General features: G+C 65.5%; 20 protein-coding genes. 12 read left to right on the top strand and 8 right to left on the bottom strand.

Annotation, left to right across the window (positions count from 1 at the left end; all coding sequences use genetic code 11):
- The first annotated feature begins 307 nt into the window (after positions 1-307).
- The 6 genes from MKK62_RS19610 (at position 308) to MKK62_RS19585 (ending at position 6084) form a co-directional block, all read left to right on the top strand.
- Positions 308-1609 carry an ArsB/NhaD family transporter gene (locus tag MKK62_RS19610; RefSeq protein WP_240258274.1) on the top strand — a complete coding sequence of 434 codons (1302 nt, stop codon included), beginning with the start codon at positions 308-310 and terminating at the stop codon, positions 1607-1609.
- A gap of 28 nt (positions 1610-1637) precedes the next feature.
- Positions 1638-2078, top strand: a complete 441-nt coding sequence (locus MKK62_RS19605; protein WP_240258275.1) for a CBS domain-containing protein — start codon at positions 1638-1640, stop codon at positions 2076-2078.
- 108 nt (positions 2079-2186) lie between these two features.
- Positions 2187-2636 (top strand): CBS domain-containing protein, encoded by a 450-nt coding sequence (locus tag MKK62_RS19600; protein ID WP_067332461.1) that lies wholly within the window; start codon positions 2187-2189, stop codon positions 2634-2636.
- A 201-nt stretch (positions 2637-2837) separates the two neighbouring features.
- Positions 2838-4127 (top strand): ArsB/NhaD family transporter, encoded by a 1290-nt coding sequence (locus tag MKK62_RS19595; RefSeq protein ID WP_240258276.1) that lies wholly within the window; start codon positions 2838-2840, stop codon positions 4125-4127.
- Positions 4128-4304: 177 nt separating this feature from the next.
- Complete coding sequence (locus MKK62_RS19590; protein ID WP_240258277.1) at positions 4305-4763, top strand: CBS domain-containing protein; 459 nt, start codon at positions 4305-4307, stop codon at positions 4761-4763.
- A 31-nt stretch (positions 4764-4794) separates the two neighbouring features.
- The gene (locus MKK62_RS19585) at positions 4795-6084 is read left to right on the top strand and encodes an ArsB/NhaD family transporter (RefSeq protein ID WP_240264046.1); all 1290 of its coding nucleotides are present in this window, start codon (positions 4795-4797) and stop codon (positions 6082-6084) included.
- A 2-nt stretch (positions 6085-6086) separates the two neighbouring features.
- Here MKK62_RS19585 and MKK62_RS19580 read toward each other — a convergent pair whose 3' ends face one another.
- Positions 6087-7265, bottom strand: a complete 1179-nt coding sequence (locus tag MKK62_RS19580; protein WP_240264047.1) for a class I SAM-dependent RNA methyltransferase — start codon at positions 7263-7265, stop codon at positions 6087-6089.
- Positions 7266-7297: 32 nt separating this feature from the next.
- A complete protein-coding gene (locus MKK62_RS19575) occupies positions 7298-9289 on the bottom strand; it encodes an APC family permease (protein ID WP_240258278.1) in 1992 nt (663 codons plus the stop codon).
- 105 nt (positions 9290-9394) lie between these two features.
- Here MKK62_RS19575 and MKK62_RS19570 point away from each other — a divergent pair, with 105 nt between their 5' ends.
- Both MKK62_RS19570 and MKK62_RS19565 read left to right on the top strand, forming a co-directional pair.
- Positions 9395-10066 (top strand): potassium channel family protein, encoded by a 672-nt coding sequence (locus tag MKK62_RS19570; protein WP_240258279.1) that lies wholly within the window; start codon positions 9395-9397, stop codon positions 10064-10066.
- A 37-nt stretch (positions 10067-10103) separates the two neighbouring features.
- Positions 10104-10766 carry a potassium channel family protein gene (locus MKK62_RS19565; protein WP_240258280.1) on the top strand — a complete coding sequence of 221 codons (663 nt, stop codon included), beginning with the start codon at positions 10104-10106 and terminating at the stop codon, positions 10764-10766.
- Here MKK62_RS19565 and MKK62_RS19560 read toward each other — a convergent pair.
- Together MKK62_RS19560 and MKK62_RS19555 are read right to left on the bottom strand one after the other, a co-directional pair.
- Positions 10717-11361 (bottom strand): DUF3159 domain-containing protein, encoded by a 645-nt coding sequence (locus MKK62_RS19560; RefSeq protein ID WP_240264048.1) that lies wholly within the window; start codon positions 11359-11361, stop codon positions 10717-10719. The genes MKK62_RS19565 and MKK62_RS19560 overlap by 50 nt on opposite strands.
- Before the next feature lie 65 nt (positions 11362-11426).
- On the bottom strand, positions 11427-11795 hold the full coding sequence (locus MKK62_RS19555; protein WP_240258281.1) for an OB-fold nucleic acid binding domain-containing protein: 369 nt from the start codon (positions 11793-11795) through the stop codon (positions 11427-11429).
- A 238-nt stretch (positions 11796-12033) separates the two neighbouring features.
- Between MKK62_RS19555 and MKK62_RS19550 the strand changes: the two genes are divergently transcribed.
- On the top strand, positions 12034-12732 hold the full coding sequence (locus MKK62_RS19550) for an alpha/beta hydrolase (RefSeq protein ID WP_240258282.1): 699 nt from the start codon (positions 12034-12036) through the stop codon (positions 12730-12732).
- 35 nt (positions 12733-12767) lie between these two features.
- On the opposite strand, the gene MKK62_RS19545 is transcribed toward MKK62_RS19550, so the two are convergent.
- Both MKK62_RS19545 and dut read right to left on the bottom strand, forming a co-directional pair.
- On the bottom strand, positions 12768-13535 hold the full coding sequence (locus tag MKK62_RS19545; protein ID WP_240258283.1) for a DUF3710 domain-containing protein: 768 nt from the start codon (positions 13533-13535) through the stop codon (positions 12768-12770).
- The gene (dut, locus tag MKK62_RS19540; protein WP_240258284.1) at positions 13535-13999 is read right to left on the bottom strand and encodes a dUTP diphosphatase; all 465 of its coding nucleotides are present in this window, start codon (positions 13997-13999) and stop codon (positions 13535-13537) included. Before dut ends, MKK62_RS19545 begins: the two co-directional genes overlap by 1 nt.
- A 25-nt stretch (positions 14000-14024) precedes the next feature.
- Here dut and MKK62_RS19535 point away from each other — a divergent pair, with 25 nt between their 5' ends.
- Positions 14025-14501 carry a DUF3093 domain-containing protein gene (locus tag MKK62_RS19535; protein WP_240258285.1) on the top strand — a complete coding sequence of 159 codons (477 nt, stop codon included), beginning with the start codon at positions 14025-14027 and terminating at the stop codon, positions 14499-14501.
- Positions 14502-14525: 24 nt separating this feature from the next.
- Here MKK62_RS19535 and MKK62_RS19530 read toward each other — a convergent pair whose 3' ends face one another.
- Entirely contained in the window at positions 14526-14828 is a 303-nt protein-coding gene (locus tag MKK62_RS19530; RefSeq protein WP_067332485.1) for a DUF4193 domain-containing protein, read from the bottom strand.
- Between the two features lie 163 nt (positions 14829-14991).
- On the opposite strand from MKK62_RS19530, the gene cei reads away from it, so the two are divergent.
- A complete protein-coding gene (gene cei, locus MKK62_RS19525) occupies positions 14992-15642 on the top strand; it encodes an envelope integrity protein Cei (RefSeq protein WP_240258286.1) in 651 nt (216 codons plus the stop codon).
- A 4-nt stretch (positions 15643-15646) separates the two neighbouring features.
- Here cei and MKK62_RS19520 read toward each other — a convergent pair whose 3' ends face one another.
- Complete coding sequence (locus MKK62_RS19520) at positions 15647-16522, bottom strand: inositol monophosphatase family protein (protein ID WP_240258287.1); 876 nt, start codon at positions 16520-16522, stop codon at positions 15647-15649.
- Between the two features lie 116 nt (positions 16523-16638).
- Here MKK62_RS19520 and ppgK point away from each other — a divergent pair, with 116 nt between their 5' ends.
- The gene (gene ppgK / locus MKK62_RS19515) at positions 16639-17445 is read left to right on the top strand and encodes a polyphosphate--glucose phosphotransferase (RefSeq protein WP_240258288.1); all 807 of its coding nucleotides are present in this window, start codon (positions 16639-16641) and stop codon (positions 17443-17445) included.
- The last annotated feature ends 133 nt before the right edge of the window (positions 17446-17578 follow it).

The following is a 17578-nucleotide window of genomic DNA, read 5'->3' as shown; positions in this document are numbered from 1 at the left end:
GCGCAGATACCTGGCGGCACCGACCGCTACCGCGCTCAGAAACAACACAGATAAGCCTGCTAACGTAGCCCCCCGGTGTGCCGGGAAGCCTGGTCGGCGTTCTTTGACGTGCTGTTGGTCTTCCCGCAATTACGGGCTATTCGGGAGTGCGGAATGACTTGCTCGGTCGGCGCCACCGCGCTTAGCGGACGGACGTCACGTTTCAACGGTGTGATCACGCTGTCACGCCCATGGGCAGCGGCGCACGTGTCTTGAGAGCCACTGATCCGTCCATGCCGAGCAACGCACACGCCCGACAGGACAGCCGATGACCAGCGCGCTCTTCCACTCCATCTACGCCTCAGTGGTGTTCGTGGTCTGCTACGTGCTGATCACCACCGAACGCTTCAACAAGACGAAGGTGGCGCTGGCCGGCGCCATCCTGATGTTCTTTCTGCCGTTGATCAGTTCCGACGACGTCTTCTACTCACGCGATACCGGCGTCAACTGGGACGTGCTGTTTTTGCTCCTCGGCATGATGATCATCGTCAGCGTGGTGCGCCAGACCGGAGCCTTCGAGTACGTGGCAATCTGGTCTGCCAAGCGCGCCAAGGGATCTCCGCTACGGATCATGATCCTGTTGATTCTGGTCACCGCACTCGGCACAGCAGTCCTGGACAATGTCACCACGGTGCTACTCATCGCCCCCGTCACGTTGCTGGTCTGCGACCGCCTCGCGGTGAACCCCGCGCCGTATCTGGTCGTGGAGGCCATCGCCGCGAACATTGCCGGTGCGGCGACCCTGGTTGGTGACCCGACCAGCATCATCATCGGGACCGGCGCCCACCTGAGCTTCATCGAATTCAGCGCCAACATGGCCCCGGCGGTGCTGCTCGTTCTCGTCGCGCTGATCGCAATACTCCCACGCCTGTACCCGGGTTTCTTCGTCGCGGATCCGGCACGCGTCGCCGACGTGATGTCGCTGGACGAACGCGAAGCGATCCGCAACCCGAAGCTGCTCACCCAGTGCGGAATCGTGTTGTCTCTGGTGTTTGTCGGGTTCGTGCTGCACCGACAGATCCACATGGAGCCCTCGATGGTGGCGATGGCGGGTGCCGGGATCCTGATCGTCATCTCGGGCATCGACCGCGAGTTCTACCTGTCCAGCGTCGAGTGGGAAACGCTGCTGTTCTTCGCGGGGCTGTTCATCATGGTTGGCGCTTTGGTGCGGACCGGCGTGATCGGAGAGCTGGCCAAGGTGGCCAGCCATATCGCCCAGGGCGACGCCTGGAAAGCTACCTTGCTCCTGTTGACGATTTCGTTCACGTTGGGCAGCGTCATCAACAACGTCCCGTACGCGGCGGCGATGACACCGATCGTCGCGCAGTTCTCGGACACCATCCCCGGCCACGACAGCTCGGGAGTGCTGTGGTGGGCGCTGTTGCTGGGCACCGTTCTCGGCGGCAATCTCACTCCCGTCGGCGCCAGCGCCAATATCGTCGCGGTCGGCATCGCGCAGCGTTCCGGTCATCCTGTTTCGTTTTGGGACTTCACCAAACGCGGCGCGGCCGTAACAGCAATGTCGTTCGTCCTGTCGCTCGGCTATCTGTGGCTGCGCTACTTCGCCTAGTGGCGGGTTTTGGTCGTATGGTGGCCTAGTGCGAGCAGCTGACCTCGACGAGCAGTTTCCGATCGTGCAGCAGGACTCTGACGCTATGGACGCGGCCCGGATGATCGCCGAGCACGGTCTGCCCGGTGTCGTGGTTGCCGACGCGGCACGCAAGCCGATCGCGATGATTCTGGCCTCCGAGATGCTGCACTTCGTGTTGCCGCGCTATGTCCAGGCCGACATCGCACTGGCCGGCGTGGTCGGGGACGCCTTGTCCGACCACGCACAGAACCTTGCGGGCAAAACGGTCGGCGACCTGTTGCCTCGGGATCCGCGCCGAGTGCCCACCATCAATGCCCGCGACGGCGTGATCAAGGTTGCCGCAGAGATGTCCCAGCAGCGGTGCGCTTTGATCGGAGTCATCGAGAATGGGGCCCTGCACGGCGTGATCACCGCGTCGCGACTGCTAGCAGCGGCCCTCAAATCCTGAGCGCCCCTTCGACGCCCGACGACGCCGACTCCGCCTCGAACGCAACCTGAGAATTTCCTTACACCTGTCCCATTAACCGAATTCTCGTCGCGGACGTATTGTGTCGGTGTGCGGGCAGAGGATCTCGACGAGAAGTTCCCAGTTGTAAAAATCGACTCAAACGCGCTTGACGCAGTCCGTCTGCTCGCTGAGCACCGGCTCAACGGACTGGTCGTCGTCACCGACACGTCGGAGACGCCATTCGCGGTTCTACCTGCCTCGCAGGTCGTGCGCTTCATTGTGCCTGGCTATGTGCAGGACGACCCCGGGCTGGCCAGTGTGGTCACCGAGACGATGGCCGACCACGCCGCGGAAAAGCTGAGCGGCAAGACCATCCGGGACATGCTGCCCAAGCAGCGGCAGCACATCCCGGTGGCCGAGGCAGACGACACGATCATCGAGGTGGCCGAGGTCATGGCGCGGCTGCGCAGTCCGCTGGTGGCCGTGGTCAAAGACGGCAAGCTACACGGTGTGATCACCGCGTCCCGGTTGCTGTCGGCCGCGCTAAAGGAGGAGTAGGCGGCGGCTCACGCCTCTTATTTGTCAACGACTCCTGAGTCTCCACGACCCGGGACGGCTTGCCAGTAACGGCAATCGGGCGCGGCGTCCATCACCAGCCCGTGTAATAGGCTAGCCCGATGCCGAGAACGCCGTCGAGGACATCCTGGTCGTGAGCGCCGAGGCCAAGCGAACCCTGATCGGGCGCTGCGACTCCCGCCGATGACGTACTTCGCGATCGCGGTCTTCATCGCCGCTTACGCATGCATCGTCACGGAGCGATTCAACAACACCAAGGTTGCGCTGGTCGGCGCCGGCCTGATGATCACACTGCCGGTGATCGAGTCGCGAGACGTGTTCTACTCACAAGCCAGCGGAATCGACTGGGACGTCATCTTTTTGATGCTCGGCATGATGATCATCGTCAGCGTGCTGCGGCAGACCGGAATTTTCGAATACGCCGCGATATGGGCCGTCAAGCGCGCCAACGGCTCGCCGCTGCGGATCATGATCCTGCTGACGCTGGTCATGGCAGCCGCCTCGGCGATCCTGCCCAACGTGGTCTCGGTGCTGCTGATAGCCCCGGTCACCCTATTGGTGTGTGACCGGCTGGCCATCAACCCGGTCCCACTGCTGATGGCTGAAGTATTCGCCTCCAACATCGGTGGTACAGCGACGCTGGTCGGCGACCCGCCCAACATCATCATCGGCGCACGGAAAGGTCTCTCGTTCAACGCCTTTCTGTTCAACATGGCGCCCATCGTGATCATCATCCTGCTGGTCTTTGTGGCGATGATGCCGCTGATGTTCCGCGGCCAGTCGGCGGTTGACCCGGAGCGACTCGCCGAGGTCATGGCGGTCGATGAACGCGAAGCCCTGCAGAACCGCGGCCTGCTGATCAAGTGCAGCGCCGTCATGGTCCTCGTACTGGTGGGCTTCATCGTCTCCGAGGCCATCCACCTGCAACCATCACTGGTGGCACTGCTAGGCGCCGGCCTCCTCATCCTCATCTCCGGCTTGGACCAATCCGACTATCTCGCCAACGTCGAATGGGACACCCTCCTGTTCATGGTCGGCCTGTTCATCATGGTCGGCGCGCTGTTCAAGACCGGGGTGATCAAACGACTCGGCCAAATGGCCGCGGATGCCACTGGCGGCAATGTGCTGTTGACGACAATGCTGATCCTCGTCGTCTCCATGTTGGTTTCCGGCATCATCGACAACGTCCCGTATGTCGCCACCATGACGCCGATCGTCGACCATCTGGCGTCGGCGGTCCCAGGCCAGGCGCACCACGACGTGATGTGGTGGTCATTGGCGCTGGGCGGTGACCTCGGTGGCAATCTCACCGCTGTGGGATCGAGCGCCAACATCGTCATGGTAGGGATCGCGCTGAAAGCCGGCAGCCCGATCTCGTTCTGGCAATTCACTCGCAAAGGCATCGTGGTGACCCTGATGTCAACGGTGTTGTGTGCGGTGTACTTGTGGCTCCGCTACTTCGTCCTGAGCTGACCGGTGTAACCCGATCACCGCTAAGAGCGCGTAAAGATTTTCCGCCCGCGGTCACAACCGCGCTTGGTAGATTCCATGCGGTACCAGCGACTTTGCTCCCAATCAGACTGACGCAACGCCCCTAGATGTCACATCTCTCGTCACGTCGGATGCGTAACGTTCTTATAGGCTGCGTGCGTGCGCGCCGAGGACATGGTCGACGAGTTTCCGATCGTCGACCTTGATTTGCCCGCCCGCGAAGCGGTTCGATTAATCGCAGAGCGTCGCCTAAGCGGCCTGGTGGTCGCTGACCACACTCGGTCCCGAGCTGTTGCGGTATTGCCCGCCTCACAAGTAGTCCGCTTCCTGGTGCCCGGTTACGTGCAGGACGATCCCGGGCTCGCTGGAGTGCTTACCGAGTCGATGGCCGATCACGCCGCGGACAAGCTGCGTGGCAAGACAATTCGTGACCTGCTGCCGCCGAAGCGTGAACGGGTGCCCGTCGTCGATGCCGACGACACCATCATCGAGATGGCTGAGACCATGTCGCGGATGCACAGTCCGTTGGTGACAGTGATCAAGAACGGCAGGCTGCACGGGGTGATCACTGCGGCGAGCCTGTTGGCTGAGGCGCTGAAGCAGCGGGTTGGCACGTGAGCGAAGCGGCGCGATGACGGCCACCAGCGTCATGATGTACCTGGCAGTGACCATCTTTGTTGCGTCCTACGGCTTGATCATCAGCGAGCGCTTCAGCAAGACGACGGTCGCGCTGGTCGGTGCAGGCCTGATGATCCTGCTCCCCGTGGTCGACTCGCCGGACGTCTTCTACTCCGCGGAAACCGGAATCGACTGGGACGTAATCTTTTTGATGTTCGGCATGATGATGATCGTCAGCATCCTGCGCCAGACCGGGGTCTTCGAGTACGCGGCGATCTGGGCAGCCAAACGGGCCAACGGATCACCACTGCGGATCATGATCCTGCTCATGCTGGTGATGGCGGTGGCCTCCGCCCTGCTGCCCAACGTGGTCTCGGTGCTGTTGATCGCTCCTGTGACATTGCTGGTCTGCGAACGCTTGGCGATCAACGCGGTGCCGATGTTGATGGCGGAAGTGTTCGCCTCTAACGTCGGCGGCGCTGCCACCTTGGTCGGCGACCCCCCCAACATCATCATTGGTGCTCGAAAGGGCCTGTCCTTCAACGCCTTTTTGGTCAACATGGCTCCGATCGTGATCATCGTGATGCTCGTTCTTGTTGCCGTATCGCCCTTGCTTTTTCGAGGGTTCGCCACGGTTTCGCCCCAGCGGGTCGCCGACGTGATGGCACTCGACGAGCGCGAACTGCTCAACGATCGCCGGCTGTTGCTGAAGTGCGGCGTCGTGATGGTGGTTGTCTTCGTGGGATTCGTCGTGTCGCCGACCATTCATATCCAGCCTTCGCTGGTGGCGCTACTCGGCGGCGGACTGCTCATCTTGATCTCCAAGATGGAGAAAGACGACTACCTCTCGAATGTCGAATGGGACACGTTGTTGTTCATCGTGGGCTTGTTCATCATGGTCGGCGCGCTGCTCAAGACCGGCGTCATCAAGCATCTCGGCGAGCTGGCGGCGAATGCTACGGGCGGCAGCCCGCTGGTGACCACCATCCTCATCCTCGGGGTGTCCACCTTGGTATCCGGCATCATCGACAACGTCCCGTACGTGGCTACGATGACTCCGATCGTCACCCACCTCACCACTGTCATGCCGCATCAGGAACACGGGAACGTCCTCTGGTGGTCGTTAGCGCTCGGCGGGGACCTGGGCGGTAACCTGACCGCCGTCGGCTCCAGCGCGAACATTGTGATGATCGGCATTGCGCTGCGATCGGGCTACAACATCTCGTTCTGGGAGTTCACCCGAAAGGGCATCGTGGTCACCACAATCTCCGCATTGCTGTGCGGGCTTTACCTGTGGCTGCGGTACTTCGTGTTCGCGTAGCCTCAGCGGGTCAGCAGCGCGACGCACTCGATGTGGTGGGTCAGTGGGAACGAATCGAACACCGACAGCTTGCCCACGGTGTAGCCATGACTCTGATACAGGCCGATGTCACGAGCGAAAGATGCTGCCTCGCAACCAATGTGGACGATGCGCGGAACGTCGGCTGCGGCCAGCAAATCGATGACCTCGCGGCCGGCGCCGCCCCGCGGCGGATCCAGCACGGCCACGTCGGCGCGTCCGCGCTGAGCGGTCAGCGCCCGGCGAACCGAATCGCTGACCACCCGTACCTGCGGAAGGTCGGCCAGCGTAGCCCGGGCTGCTCGCGATGCGGTACGGGAGCTGTCCACCGTGACCACCTGACCCGACTCCCCGACCGCGTCGGCCAGGACCGCGGCGAAAAGCCCCGCGCCGCCGTAGAGGTCCCAGGCCGTCATTCCGCGGTCGGGCTGGGCCCATTCGCTGACCAGGTCGCTGTAGGTCCGGGCGGCGTCGCGGTGGGCCTGCCAGAAACCCGTCACCGGCACCCGCCAGCTGTGTCGTCCGGCTCGCTGCACGCCCTGGCCACTGCCTTCGACCACCTCGGTCATATTGCGCCGGCCCTGACGCACCGTGCGCGCCACATGCCGTCGACCATCGTCGTCGACGACCACGTGCAGGTGTGCGCCCGGCGCCCACCCGATATCGGTCAACCCATCGGTCATCCTGGCCGGCAGTTGACCGCAGTTCAGGTCGGCGACGAGCTCGTCGCTGCGGTAGCGGTGAAAGCCGGGGCGCCCGTCAGGACCGACATCGAGCCGGATTCGGGTCCGCCATCCCGTCACACCCGTCGGCGACAGCGGCTGGACCTCGTCGCTCCACTGGTAATTGCCTAAGCGGCCAAGCTGATTGGACACCACTTCGGCTTTCAGCGCGCGCGCCGCCGCCGGCTCGACGAAGGCGAGATCACAACACCCGGCGCCGTCCACCCCCGCGATCGGGCACAACGACGCGGTCCGGTCGGCGGACGGCTGGAGCACTTCGATCGTCTCGGCGTGCCAATACGACCCGCGGTCCGCGGTGACGCGCACCCGTACCTGCTCACCGGGCAGCGCGTAACGCACGAACACCACCCGGCCGTCGTGGCGCGCCACGCAACTTCCCCCGTTCGCCGGCGCACCGACGCTCAACGTCAACTGCTCCAGTTCCGGTGACGGCGCAGCGGTGGCATTCGACGTCAATCGAATATCCCCCGCCGCGCATCGCCCGGGGCGGCGTGCGGCTGCATCGTCTTGAGCCGCTCCGACGAATTGAGTTGCCAGGGAACCGATGTCACCATCACCCCGGGCATGAACAGCAGCCGCCCCTTGAGCCGCAACGCGCTCTGGTTGTGCAGGACGTGCTCCCACCAGTGACCGACGACGTACTCCGGCAGAAAGACCGTCACCACGCTGCGCGGCGACTCCTTGCTGACACGCTTGACGTAATCCAATATGGGGCGGGTGATTTCGCGGTAGGGCGAAGCGATGACCTTCAGTGGGACGTTGAGCTTGCTGTCCTCCCAGCGGCGAACCAGCGCGCGGGTCTCGGCATCATCGACACTGACCGTGACGGCCTCGAGCACATCGGGCCGGGTCGCCCGGGCGTAGGCCAGTGCCCGCAGCGTCGGTAGGTGCAGTTTCGACACCAGCACGATCGCATGGTTCTTGCTGGGCAGCACCATGTCCTGGGCACCGGCGTGCTGCTCGATTTCGCGGCTGACGGTGTCGTAGTGCTTGCGGATCATCTTCATCAACGCGAACAGCAGCGTCATCGCGACGATCGCGATCCAGGCGCCGGCCAGGAACTTGGTGACCAGGACGACGAGCAGCACGGCGCCGGTAGCCACGAAGCCGATCGTGTTGACCGCCCTGGACCGCATCATCGTCCGCCGGGCGGCCGGGTCGGTCTCGTTGCGCAACAGCCGTGTCCAGTGCCGGACCATGCCGATCTGGCTCAGCGTGAAGGAAATGAACACCCCGACGATGTAGAGCTGAATCAGCGCGGTGACCTGTGCGCGGAACGCGACGATGAAGGCCAGCGCGGCCACCGCCAGGAACACGATGCCGTTGGAGAAGGCCAGCCGATCGCCCCGGGTGTGCAACTGGCGGGGCAGGTAACTGTGTTGCGCCAGTACCGAACCCAACACCGGAAATCCGTTGAACGCGGTGTTCGCCGCCAACACCAAGATCAGCGCGGTCACCACCGCAATGAGCAGGAAGCCGATCCGGAAGTCACTGAAGACGGCCTGCGCGATCTGCGCAACGAGGGTCTTCTGTTGGTAGTCGTGCGGGATTCCGGTCAGTTGCGTCTCAGGGCTGTCGACGACCTGTACGCCGGTTTCTTTGGCCAACAGGATGATCCCCATGAAGAGGCTGACGGCGATCGTGCCGAGCAACAGCAACGTCGTCGCCGCATTGCGCGACTTCGGCTTCTGAAACGCGGGCACGCCGTTGCTGATCGCCTCGACACCCGTCAGTGCCGCGCAGCCAGAGGAGAACGACCGCGCCAACAAGAAGACCATCGCGAAGCCGGCGACCGAGCTGCGCTCGGCATGCATGACGAAATCAGCCGACTCCGCTTTGATCGACTCGTCCAAAAAATAGATCCGAAACAGTCCCCAAGCCAACATGATTCCCACGCCGGCAATGAATGCGTAAGTCGGGATCGCGAACGCCAGACCGGATTCCCGCACGCCGCGCAGGTTGAGCGCCGTGACAAGCAGGATCGCCGCGACGCAGAACAGCACTTTGTGGTGTTCGACGAACGGGATCGCCGAGCCGATGTTCGACATGGCGGACGCCGTCGAAACCGCAACGGTCAGAACGTAATCCACCATCAGCGCGCTCGCGACAATCAGGCCTGCGCTTGGCCCGAGGTTGGTGGTGACCACCTCGTAGTCGCCGCCACCGGAGGGATAGGCGTGCACGTTCTGCCGGTAGCTGGCCACCACGACAAGCATCACTGCGGCTACCGCGAGACCGATCCACGGCGTCAGCGAGTATGCCGCGAGGCCGGCAACCGACAGCGTCAGGAAGACCTCTTCGGGGGCGTACGCCACCGACGAGAGCGCGTCCGACGCGAACACCGGTAAGGCGATCCGCTTGGGAAGCAGGGTGTGGCTCAACCGGTCGCTGCGAAACGGCTGGCCCAACACCAGTCGGCGCGCCGCAGTCGAAAGTTTGGACACGAGAGCCAAGAGTAAAGGCAACCGTGCCTCCCGGTACGGTTCGGTGGACCAGAATGTCTCCCAAACCGACTGGCCAGTACGGCCGGCGGCCCGAGAGGACCTCTAGTGCGCGTGGTGGTGATGGGATGCGGCCGGGTGGGATCGTCGGTGGCTGACGGTCTCTCCCGGATTGGTCACGACGTCGCGGTGATCGACAGCGACGAGACGGCGTTCAGCCGGCTCAGCCCCGAGTTCGCCGGTGAACGGGTACTTGGGCTGGGATTCGACCGCGACGTCCTGCTCAAGGCCGGTATCGAGGGCGCGGACGCGTTCGCCGCCGTCTCGTCCGGCGACAACTCCAACATCATCTCCGCGCGATTAGCCCGGGAGACCTTCGGCGTTCGGCGGGTGGTGGCAAGGATTTACGACGCCAAGCGCGCCGAGGTGTACGAGCGCCTGGGTATCCCGACGATCGCGACCGTGCCGTGGACCACCGATCGGCTGCTGCACGCGCTCACCCAGGAAAGCGAGACCGCGCGGTGGCGCGACCCGAGCGGGACCGTCGCCGTCCTCGAGGTGGCGTTGCACGAGGACTGGGTGGGCCGCAGGATGACCGACCTGGAATCGGCCACCGGCGCGCGGGTGGCGTTTCTGATCCGGTTCGGCACCGGAATCCTGCCCGAACCGAAGACCGTCATCCAGTCCGGCGACCAGGTCTACATCGCCGCCATTTCCGGACACGCGGCAGAAGCACTGGCCATCGCGGCGCTGCCGCCGAGCGAGGACGCGGAGTCGTGACACGGCAGCGGCGGCTCCGAGGAAGAGCGGCGGTCATATGAAAGTCGCTATCGCAGGCGCGGGTGCGGTCGGTCGGTCAGTGGCCCGCGAGCTCATCGAGAACGAGCACGACGTGACCCTGATCGAACGCAAACCCGAGCACATCGACCAGGACGCGATTCCGGCCGCACACTGGCAGCTCGGCGATGCCTGCGAAGTGAGCGTGCTCGAGCAGGTCCAGCTGCACGAATTCGACGTGGTAGTGGCCGCCACCGGTGACGACAAGGCCAACGTCGTGCTCAGCCTGCTGGCCAAGACCGAGTTCGCGGTGCCCCGCGTGGTGGCCCGGGTCAACGATCCCCGCAACGAGTGGCTGTTCACCGAAGCCTGGGGTGTTGACGTGGCAGTGTCCACCCCGCGGATGCTGTGTTCGCTGATCGAGGAGGCCGTCGCGGTCGGAGATCTCGTCCGACTGATGGAGTTTCGCAAGGGTCAGGCCAACCTCGTCGAGATCACCCTGCCGGACAACACCCCGTGGGGCGGCAAGCCGGTGCGCAAACTGCAGCTGCCGCGTGACGTCGCACTGGTGACGATCCTGCGCGGGGCCCGCGTGATCGTGCCACAGGACGACGAACCGTTGGAGGGCGGCGACGAACTGCTCTTCGTCGCGGTTACCGAGGCGGAAGAGGAACTGCGTCAGCATCTGCTGCCGTCGCAGTGAGGGCTTCTTTTTGCGAAGCCTCTACGGCGCGCTGCGCCGTCCGGATCGCCACGAACGTCACCAGCGCCGCCACCGCCGCCAGCGGCCAGCCCATCCCGATGCGGGCCACCACCAGCCAGCCGGTGTGATTGGTGTCGTAAAGCACCCGCTGCACCACAAAGCGGGCCGCAAAGACCACCACCCAGGTGAGCGTCGCGACGTCGAACGCGTAGACCGCTCGACGCACGTCGCGCCAGCCGCGATCATGCCCATGCAGCCAGCTCCAGATGTAGCCGACGACCGGCCGACGGATCACGATCGACACCGCGAACAGCGTCGCGTAGATCAGCGATGTCCATATGCCCAGCAGGAAGTAGCCTTTTGACTCCCCCATCAGGTATGCGATCAGCACGCAGACAGCGACGCCGATCAACCCGGACACGGCCGGCTGCACCGACTCGCGGCGGACCAGACGCCACAGCAGAATCAAGCTGGCGACACCGAGCGCGGCGCCAGATGCCACAGCCAGCCCCAGCAGTTTCGAGGTGCCGACGAAGACCAGGACCGGCAGCGAAGAGTAGACGATTCCTGCGACCCCACCCAGTTGCTGCATCATCCGGTCGGCCGGCGTCCGGGCGGCGACGGCAGCGGCCGTTTCGCCGTCGGCATCCGTCGCGCGGCTCACCGTTGAATCTCGTAATGCGGGTTGTAAATCGCCTTGCTGCCATTGTCCAGCTTGCCCAGCCGACCCTGCACCCGAAGGGTGCGACCGGACTCGATCCCGGGAATCCGGCGCTGACCCAACCACACCAACTCGATGGTGTCGGTGCCGTCGAAAAGCTCGGCACGAACCCCGTCCGCGCAACCCTTGCCGTTGCATTCGACGCTGCGCAGCGTGCCGACCACCGTGACCTCCTGGCCACGTTCGCAGTCGATCGCCCGCTGCGCGCCGGTCGTTACCGCCTCGTCGCACAGTTCCTCGGCGTCGCGCTGCTCGGGGTCCTCAGTCAACCGACGAGTCAGCCGGCGCAGAAACCCTTCCGCAGCCATGGCCTCTCCTGAGCGTCTTGATGTCAACACCGGACCGGGTACCCGGGGTTGATGTGCCTGACTCCTCAGCCGGGCCACTGCGCGGCCCGCATCGTCGTCACGCGGGGTCGATCTGCCTGACTCCTCGGCCGGCCGCTGCGCGGCCCGCATCGTCGTCACGCGGATCCTCTCACGACAACGGACACCGTCGGCCCGATGGTTCCCCAAAGGCGTCGCGGCGCCCGGGCAATATTTAGGGGTGACTATCGACCTGCGCGGAGTGACCGCAGTCGTGCTGCCGGGAACCGGGTCGGACGACAACTACGCTGCCCGCGCGTTTGGCCGACCGCTGCGTGACGCCGACGCCCGACTGCTGACGCCGGCACCGCAGCCGGCCCGTTTGATCGATGGTTACCTCGACGACCTGAACCGTGCCGCAGCGAGCGGGCCGATCGTGGTCGGCGGTGTCTCGATCGGCGCGGCGGTAGCCGTGGCGTGGGCACTGCAGCATCCCGACCGTGCGGTGGCGGTGCTGGCCGCGCTGCCGGCGTGGACCGGCGCGCCAGACGGCGCGACCGCCGCCCTCGCAGCCCGACACTCCGCGCGACAGCTACGCGACGACGGCCTGGAGGCGACGACGACGCAGATGCGCGCGTCCAGCCCCGCGTGGCTGGCCGACGAATTGACCCGGTCGTGGCGGGCCCAGTGGCCCGATCTGCCGGACGCGATGGACGAGGCCGCCGCGTACGTGGCCCCGAGCCTCGAAGAGCTCCGACGGCTGGAGACACCGCTGGGGGTCGCCGCAGCCGAGGATGATCCGATCCATCCCGTCGAGGTCGGTCGGCAGTGGGCCGCGGCGGCGCCGCGTGCGGCGCTGCGCATGGTGACGCTCGATCAAATCGGCGCGGACCCGGCCGCGTTGGGCGCGGCCTGCCTGGCGGCGCTGGCAGAGGCGTGAACTGGCGACCCGCGGCGGCGCGATCGCCGGCCGGCCTAGCCGCCGGTGCCGCGAAGTTGCTGCATCGCCGAGCCAGAAGCGCCGCGCCGCTCGGGAGTGTCGTCTTGGCGCACGACGTCGGCGGCGCTCTGCTCGACTGGCTCGCCGCCGGCCATCTGAGCGGCCGCGGCCTCGCGCAGCTGCGACGCCATCGGCTCCGGCAGCTGGACGGGCAACGGCGTGCGCACCGGCAGGGGCGTGTCGCCGCGACGAATCACGGTGTCCAATAGGGCGTTTCGCGCCTGCTCCGTCAGCGCGTCGATGCTTTCCGTCGATCCGTTCACCACACATCGGATCATCCAGCGGTACCCGTCGACGCCGATGAAGCGGACCACCCCGGTCGCGGTGCCGACCACTTCGCGGCCCCACCGGCCGTCCTGGATGGTGACCGAGGCTCCGTCGTTACGCAGCGACTCGGCCAGTTCTGCGGCGACTTCCCGCCACAGTCCGCCCGTCTTGGGTGCGGCGTAAGCGGCGATGGTGAAACGACCGTTAGCCGTCACCACCCACACCGCGCTCGGAACGCCGTTCTCTGTCAGCTCGACCTGCAGCTGCGCCGCCTCCGGCAACGGAATCAACACCGAGCCGAGGTCCAGGCGACCTTCCGTGGCCGCCGACGGCTCGTCGAAGTCCTCGATGTCGAAGGGGCCGTCCACGTCGTCGACGACCGCGGTGTCGGCGGGCGCGTCCGGCTTCCGGTGTAAGCCCGCCACGTCCGGTTCGTCGACCGGGTGGTCTTTTGATTTACGTCTGCCAAATGCCATCAGAGACTCGCATGTCCTCCCGAGGAACCGTGGCCGCCGGCGCCACGGGAAGTGTCGGCCATCCCGGCCTCGTCGAACGACGACACCTCGACCAGGTCAACCAGCTCGACGCGCTGCACCACCAGCTGCGCGATCCGGTCACCGCGATTGACCACGATCGGCACCGCCGGGTCGAGGTTGATCAGCGAGACCTTGATCTCTCCACGGTAACCCGCGTCGATCGTGCCGGGACTGTTGACGATCGAAAGTCCTACTCGCGCAGCCAAACCGGACCGCGGGTGCACCAGCCCCACCATCCCGACCGGGATCGCCACCGCGATTCCCGTACCCACCAACGCCCGGTGCCCGGGCGCGAGCTCGACGTCTTCGGCGCTGTACAGATCTACGCCGGCATCACCGTGGTGGGCCCGGGCGGGCAGCGGAAGCCCGGGGTCGAGACGAACAACCGCCAGACTCGTCGACACGGGCGCACAGATTACCCTTGACCGGATGTCAGGGACGCCAGTCACGCCGCACAACGTGCGGTACCGCGAGCGTTTGTGGGTGCCGTGGTGGTGGTGGCCACTGGGTTTCGGGTTGGCGGCGGTGATCGCGTTCGAAGTCAACATGGGCGTGCCGAGCCTGCCGGATTGGCTGCCGTTCGCGGTGTTGTTCGTCGTTGCCGCGGGCGCATTGCTCTGGCTGGGCCGCATCGAAGTCCGGGTCACCACCGGCGACGACGGAGTGGAGCTGTGGGCCGGCGACGCCCATCTACCTGTGTCGGTCATCGCAAGGTCCGCCGACATCCCGCGCTCGGCCAAATCCGCGGCGCTGGGCCGCCAATTCGACCCAGCCGCGTTTGTTGTGCATCGCGGCTGGGTCGGCCCCATGGTGCTAGTGGTGCTGGACGACGCGGACGACCCAACGCCCTACTGGCTGGTGAGCACCCGCCATCCCGGCCGGGTGTTGTCGGCACTACGCAGTTAGTCGGCGACTGCCCGACTGTCAAAGTCAGGCCGCGCAGTCCGTACAGATCATCACGCCGCCCTTTTCGCTCGCGAGCCGGCTGCGGTGCTGGACCAGGAAGCAACTCGAGCAGGTGAATTCGTCGGCCTGTTTCGGGATGACGCGGACCGAGAGCTCTTCGCCGGACAAGTCGGCCCCAGGGAGCTCGAATGACTCGGCGGACTCGGATTCGTCGACGTCGACAACCGCCGACGCCGCCTCGTTTCGCCGTGCCTTGAGCTCCTCGAGAGAGTCCTCTGAAACGTCGTCGGTTTCGGTACGCCTTGGGGCGTCATAATCAGTTGCCATCGTCTGTCCCCTCGTAACCCTGCAAGCAAAGCTTTGTACCAGCGTCGAACGCATCCGCAAAACGATTCGTGCCCGTATCCCAGGGTGTTCAAGTGTGATTTACCTCACACCGCAAGTTTGGCCGCGCTACCTGACGCTAAACACGGCGCTCTAGAGTGCGTTTGTGGTCGCGCACATCACTGAGGGCACAGCGTTCGACAAGCATGGTCGCCCCTTCCGCCGTCGCAACGCCAAGCCAGCGATCGCCCTGCTGGTGGTGCTGTTTGTGGCCAGCGCGGTGGTGTGGGCCGTGGCGCTGACCCGTCCGGCCGAAGTGCACGAAGCCACGGTGTGCAACCCGCCGCCCGAGCAGCCCGACCCGGCCCAGCCGCACCTGGGCACCGCGGTGTCGCGCAGCACGATGATCAACGTCGCGCCGGCCAAACTCGCCGACACCAAAGTCCGCGTCCTCAACGCCAGTGGCCGCGGCGGTCAGGCCGCCGACGTGTCGGGCGCGCTGCGGGACCTGGGATTTGCGCAGCCGACGGCGGCCAATGACCCCGTCTATGCCAAGACCCGGCTGACCTGCCAGGGCCAGATCCGATTCGGCGAAGCCGGCCAGGCCGGAGCGGCGGCGGTCTGGCTGGTCGCGCCATGCGCCGAGCTCTACCGCGACGACCGCACCGATGATTCCGTTGACTTGGCTATCGGCACCGAGTTCGGTGCGCTGGCCCACAGCGACGACATCGCCACGGTGCTCGCCGGTCTGCGGCCCGGCAACACCGAGCCCGCGGATCCCGCCCTGCTGGCCAAGATCCACGCCGGGACCTGCTGACCGCTCAACCTGGAATCGGGACCAGACCGTCGAATCGGTCTAGCGCGGTCAGCAATTCCTCGCCGATGCCGGGCGCGGCGGCCACTACCAATGCCGAGTCGGCGTCCGGATCACCCGGTCCCGGCAACACGACCCGCGCACCGGCTTCGGCGGCGATGAGCGCGCCCGCCGCCGCATCCCAGACGTGCAGACCATGCTCGTAATAAGCGTCCAGCCGACCGGCTGCGACCATGCACAAATCCAGCGCCGCAGAACCGATTCGCCGCACGTCTCGGACCACGGGCAGGATCCGTGAGACGAGTTGCGCTTGAACCGCGCGGCGCCGCCCGGAGTAGGCGAACCCGGTGCCCACCAAAGCCCGCGACAGGTCGTCGACGGTGCTGCACCGCAGGCGACGGGTGCCCTGGCCATCCGTGACGTGCGCACCGAGGCCCGCCCCGGCCGAATACAGCCGCCCACCGACGACATCGGCGACGGCACCAGCCACCGAGACACCGTCGATTTGGGCGGCCACCGACACCGAGTACGCGGGGATGCCGTAGACAAAGTTCACGGTGCCGTCGATGGGATCCAGCACCCAGGTGACCGCGCCGGAGTCGATACTTGCCTGATCGGTCGGGCCGCCACCCTCCTCGCCGAGGATTGCGTCGCCTGATCGCAACTGTGCCAACCGGTCACGAAGCAGCCGTTCGGTTTCGGTGTCGACGACGGTCACCGGGTCGGTGGGGGTCGACTTGCTCTGCACCGCGTCGTCGCCGTCGGCGCCGGCATCAGCGCCGAACACCTCACCGCGGCGTCGCCGCACGAATGCGGCCGCTTCGCCGGCCAGTGTCTCGGCGACGGTCCGCAGCCGCGCCGGCTGGTTCTCGGGTGTGCTCACGGTCCCATCGCATCACAGGTCATGCCGGCTTCGGCAACGTCGGGGTAACGGGGCCACCGACGACCCAGCTACGCACTAGGGTTTCCTCGACGCCCACGTGCCGCCGAGGAGATGCGATGACCACTGCCGACTCGACCAGCCCGTCACCGACGAGCGGAGAGTCCACCACGCCGGCACGACGCGGTTTCGGCATTGACGTCGGCGGCAGCGGCATCAAGGGCGGCGTCGTCGACCTGGACACCGGCGAACTCGTCGGTGATCGCTACAAGCTGCCGACGCCTCAGCCGGCCACGCCATCGGCAGTCGCCCAGACGATCGCCGCCGTGGTCGACGAATTCGGATGGACCGGCCCGCTCGGCGTGACCTATCCCGGCGTGGTCACCAACGGGATCGTCCGCACGGCGGCCAACGTCGACAAGAAGTGGATCGGAACCAACGCTCGCGACATCTTCAGTGCGGGGTTGAAAGGGCAGGAAGTCGTCGTGCTCAACGACGCCGACGCCGCCGGACTGGCCGAGGCGCGCTACGGCGCCGGCCAGAACACTGCCGGCGTAGTGGTGCTGCTCACATTCGGCACCGGCATCGGCTCGGCGGTGATTCACAACGGGATTTTGCTGCCCAACACCGAGTTCGGCCACCTCGAGGTCGGCGGTAAAGAAGCCGAACGCCGAGCCGCGTCCTCGGTCCGCGATAGACGCGGCTGGAGCTACGAAAAATGGACTAAGCAGGTGACTAAGGTGCTGATCGCGATCGAGAACGCGATGTGCCCCGAGTTGTTCATCGCCGGCGGCGGAATCAGCCGGAAAGCCGACAAATGGGTGCCGCTACTGAAAAACCGCACACCGGTGGTGCCTGCGACACTTCAAAACACTGCAGGGATTGTCGGCGCAGCGATGGCGGCGACGCGCGGCGTGACGCACTGATTTGCGCTCACTGGCCAGGGGAATGCCCCGCGGTCGTTACAATGGTCACCGGCAGCCGCCTGACCGATAGCGGCGAATATCCACCCTGATAATCGACGCCGACATCCGACATAGCTGACGTTTTCCGGTCGAG

This window comes from Mycobacterium paraterrae (assembly GCF_022430545.2).
Classification (GTDB): domain Bacteria; phylum Actinomycetota; class Actinomycetes; order Mycobacteriales; family Mycobacteriaceae; genus Mycobacterium; species Mycobacterium paraterrae.
This window is presented reverse-complemented; position numbering and strand designations above follow the sequence as displayed.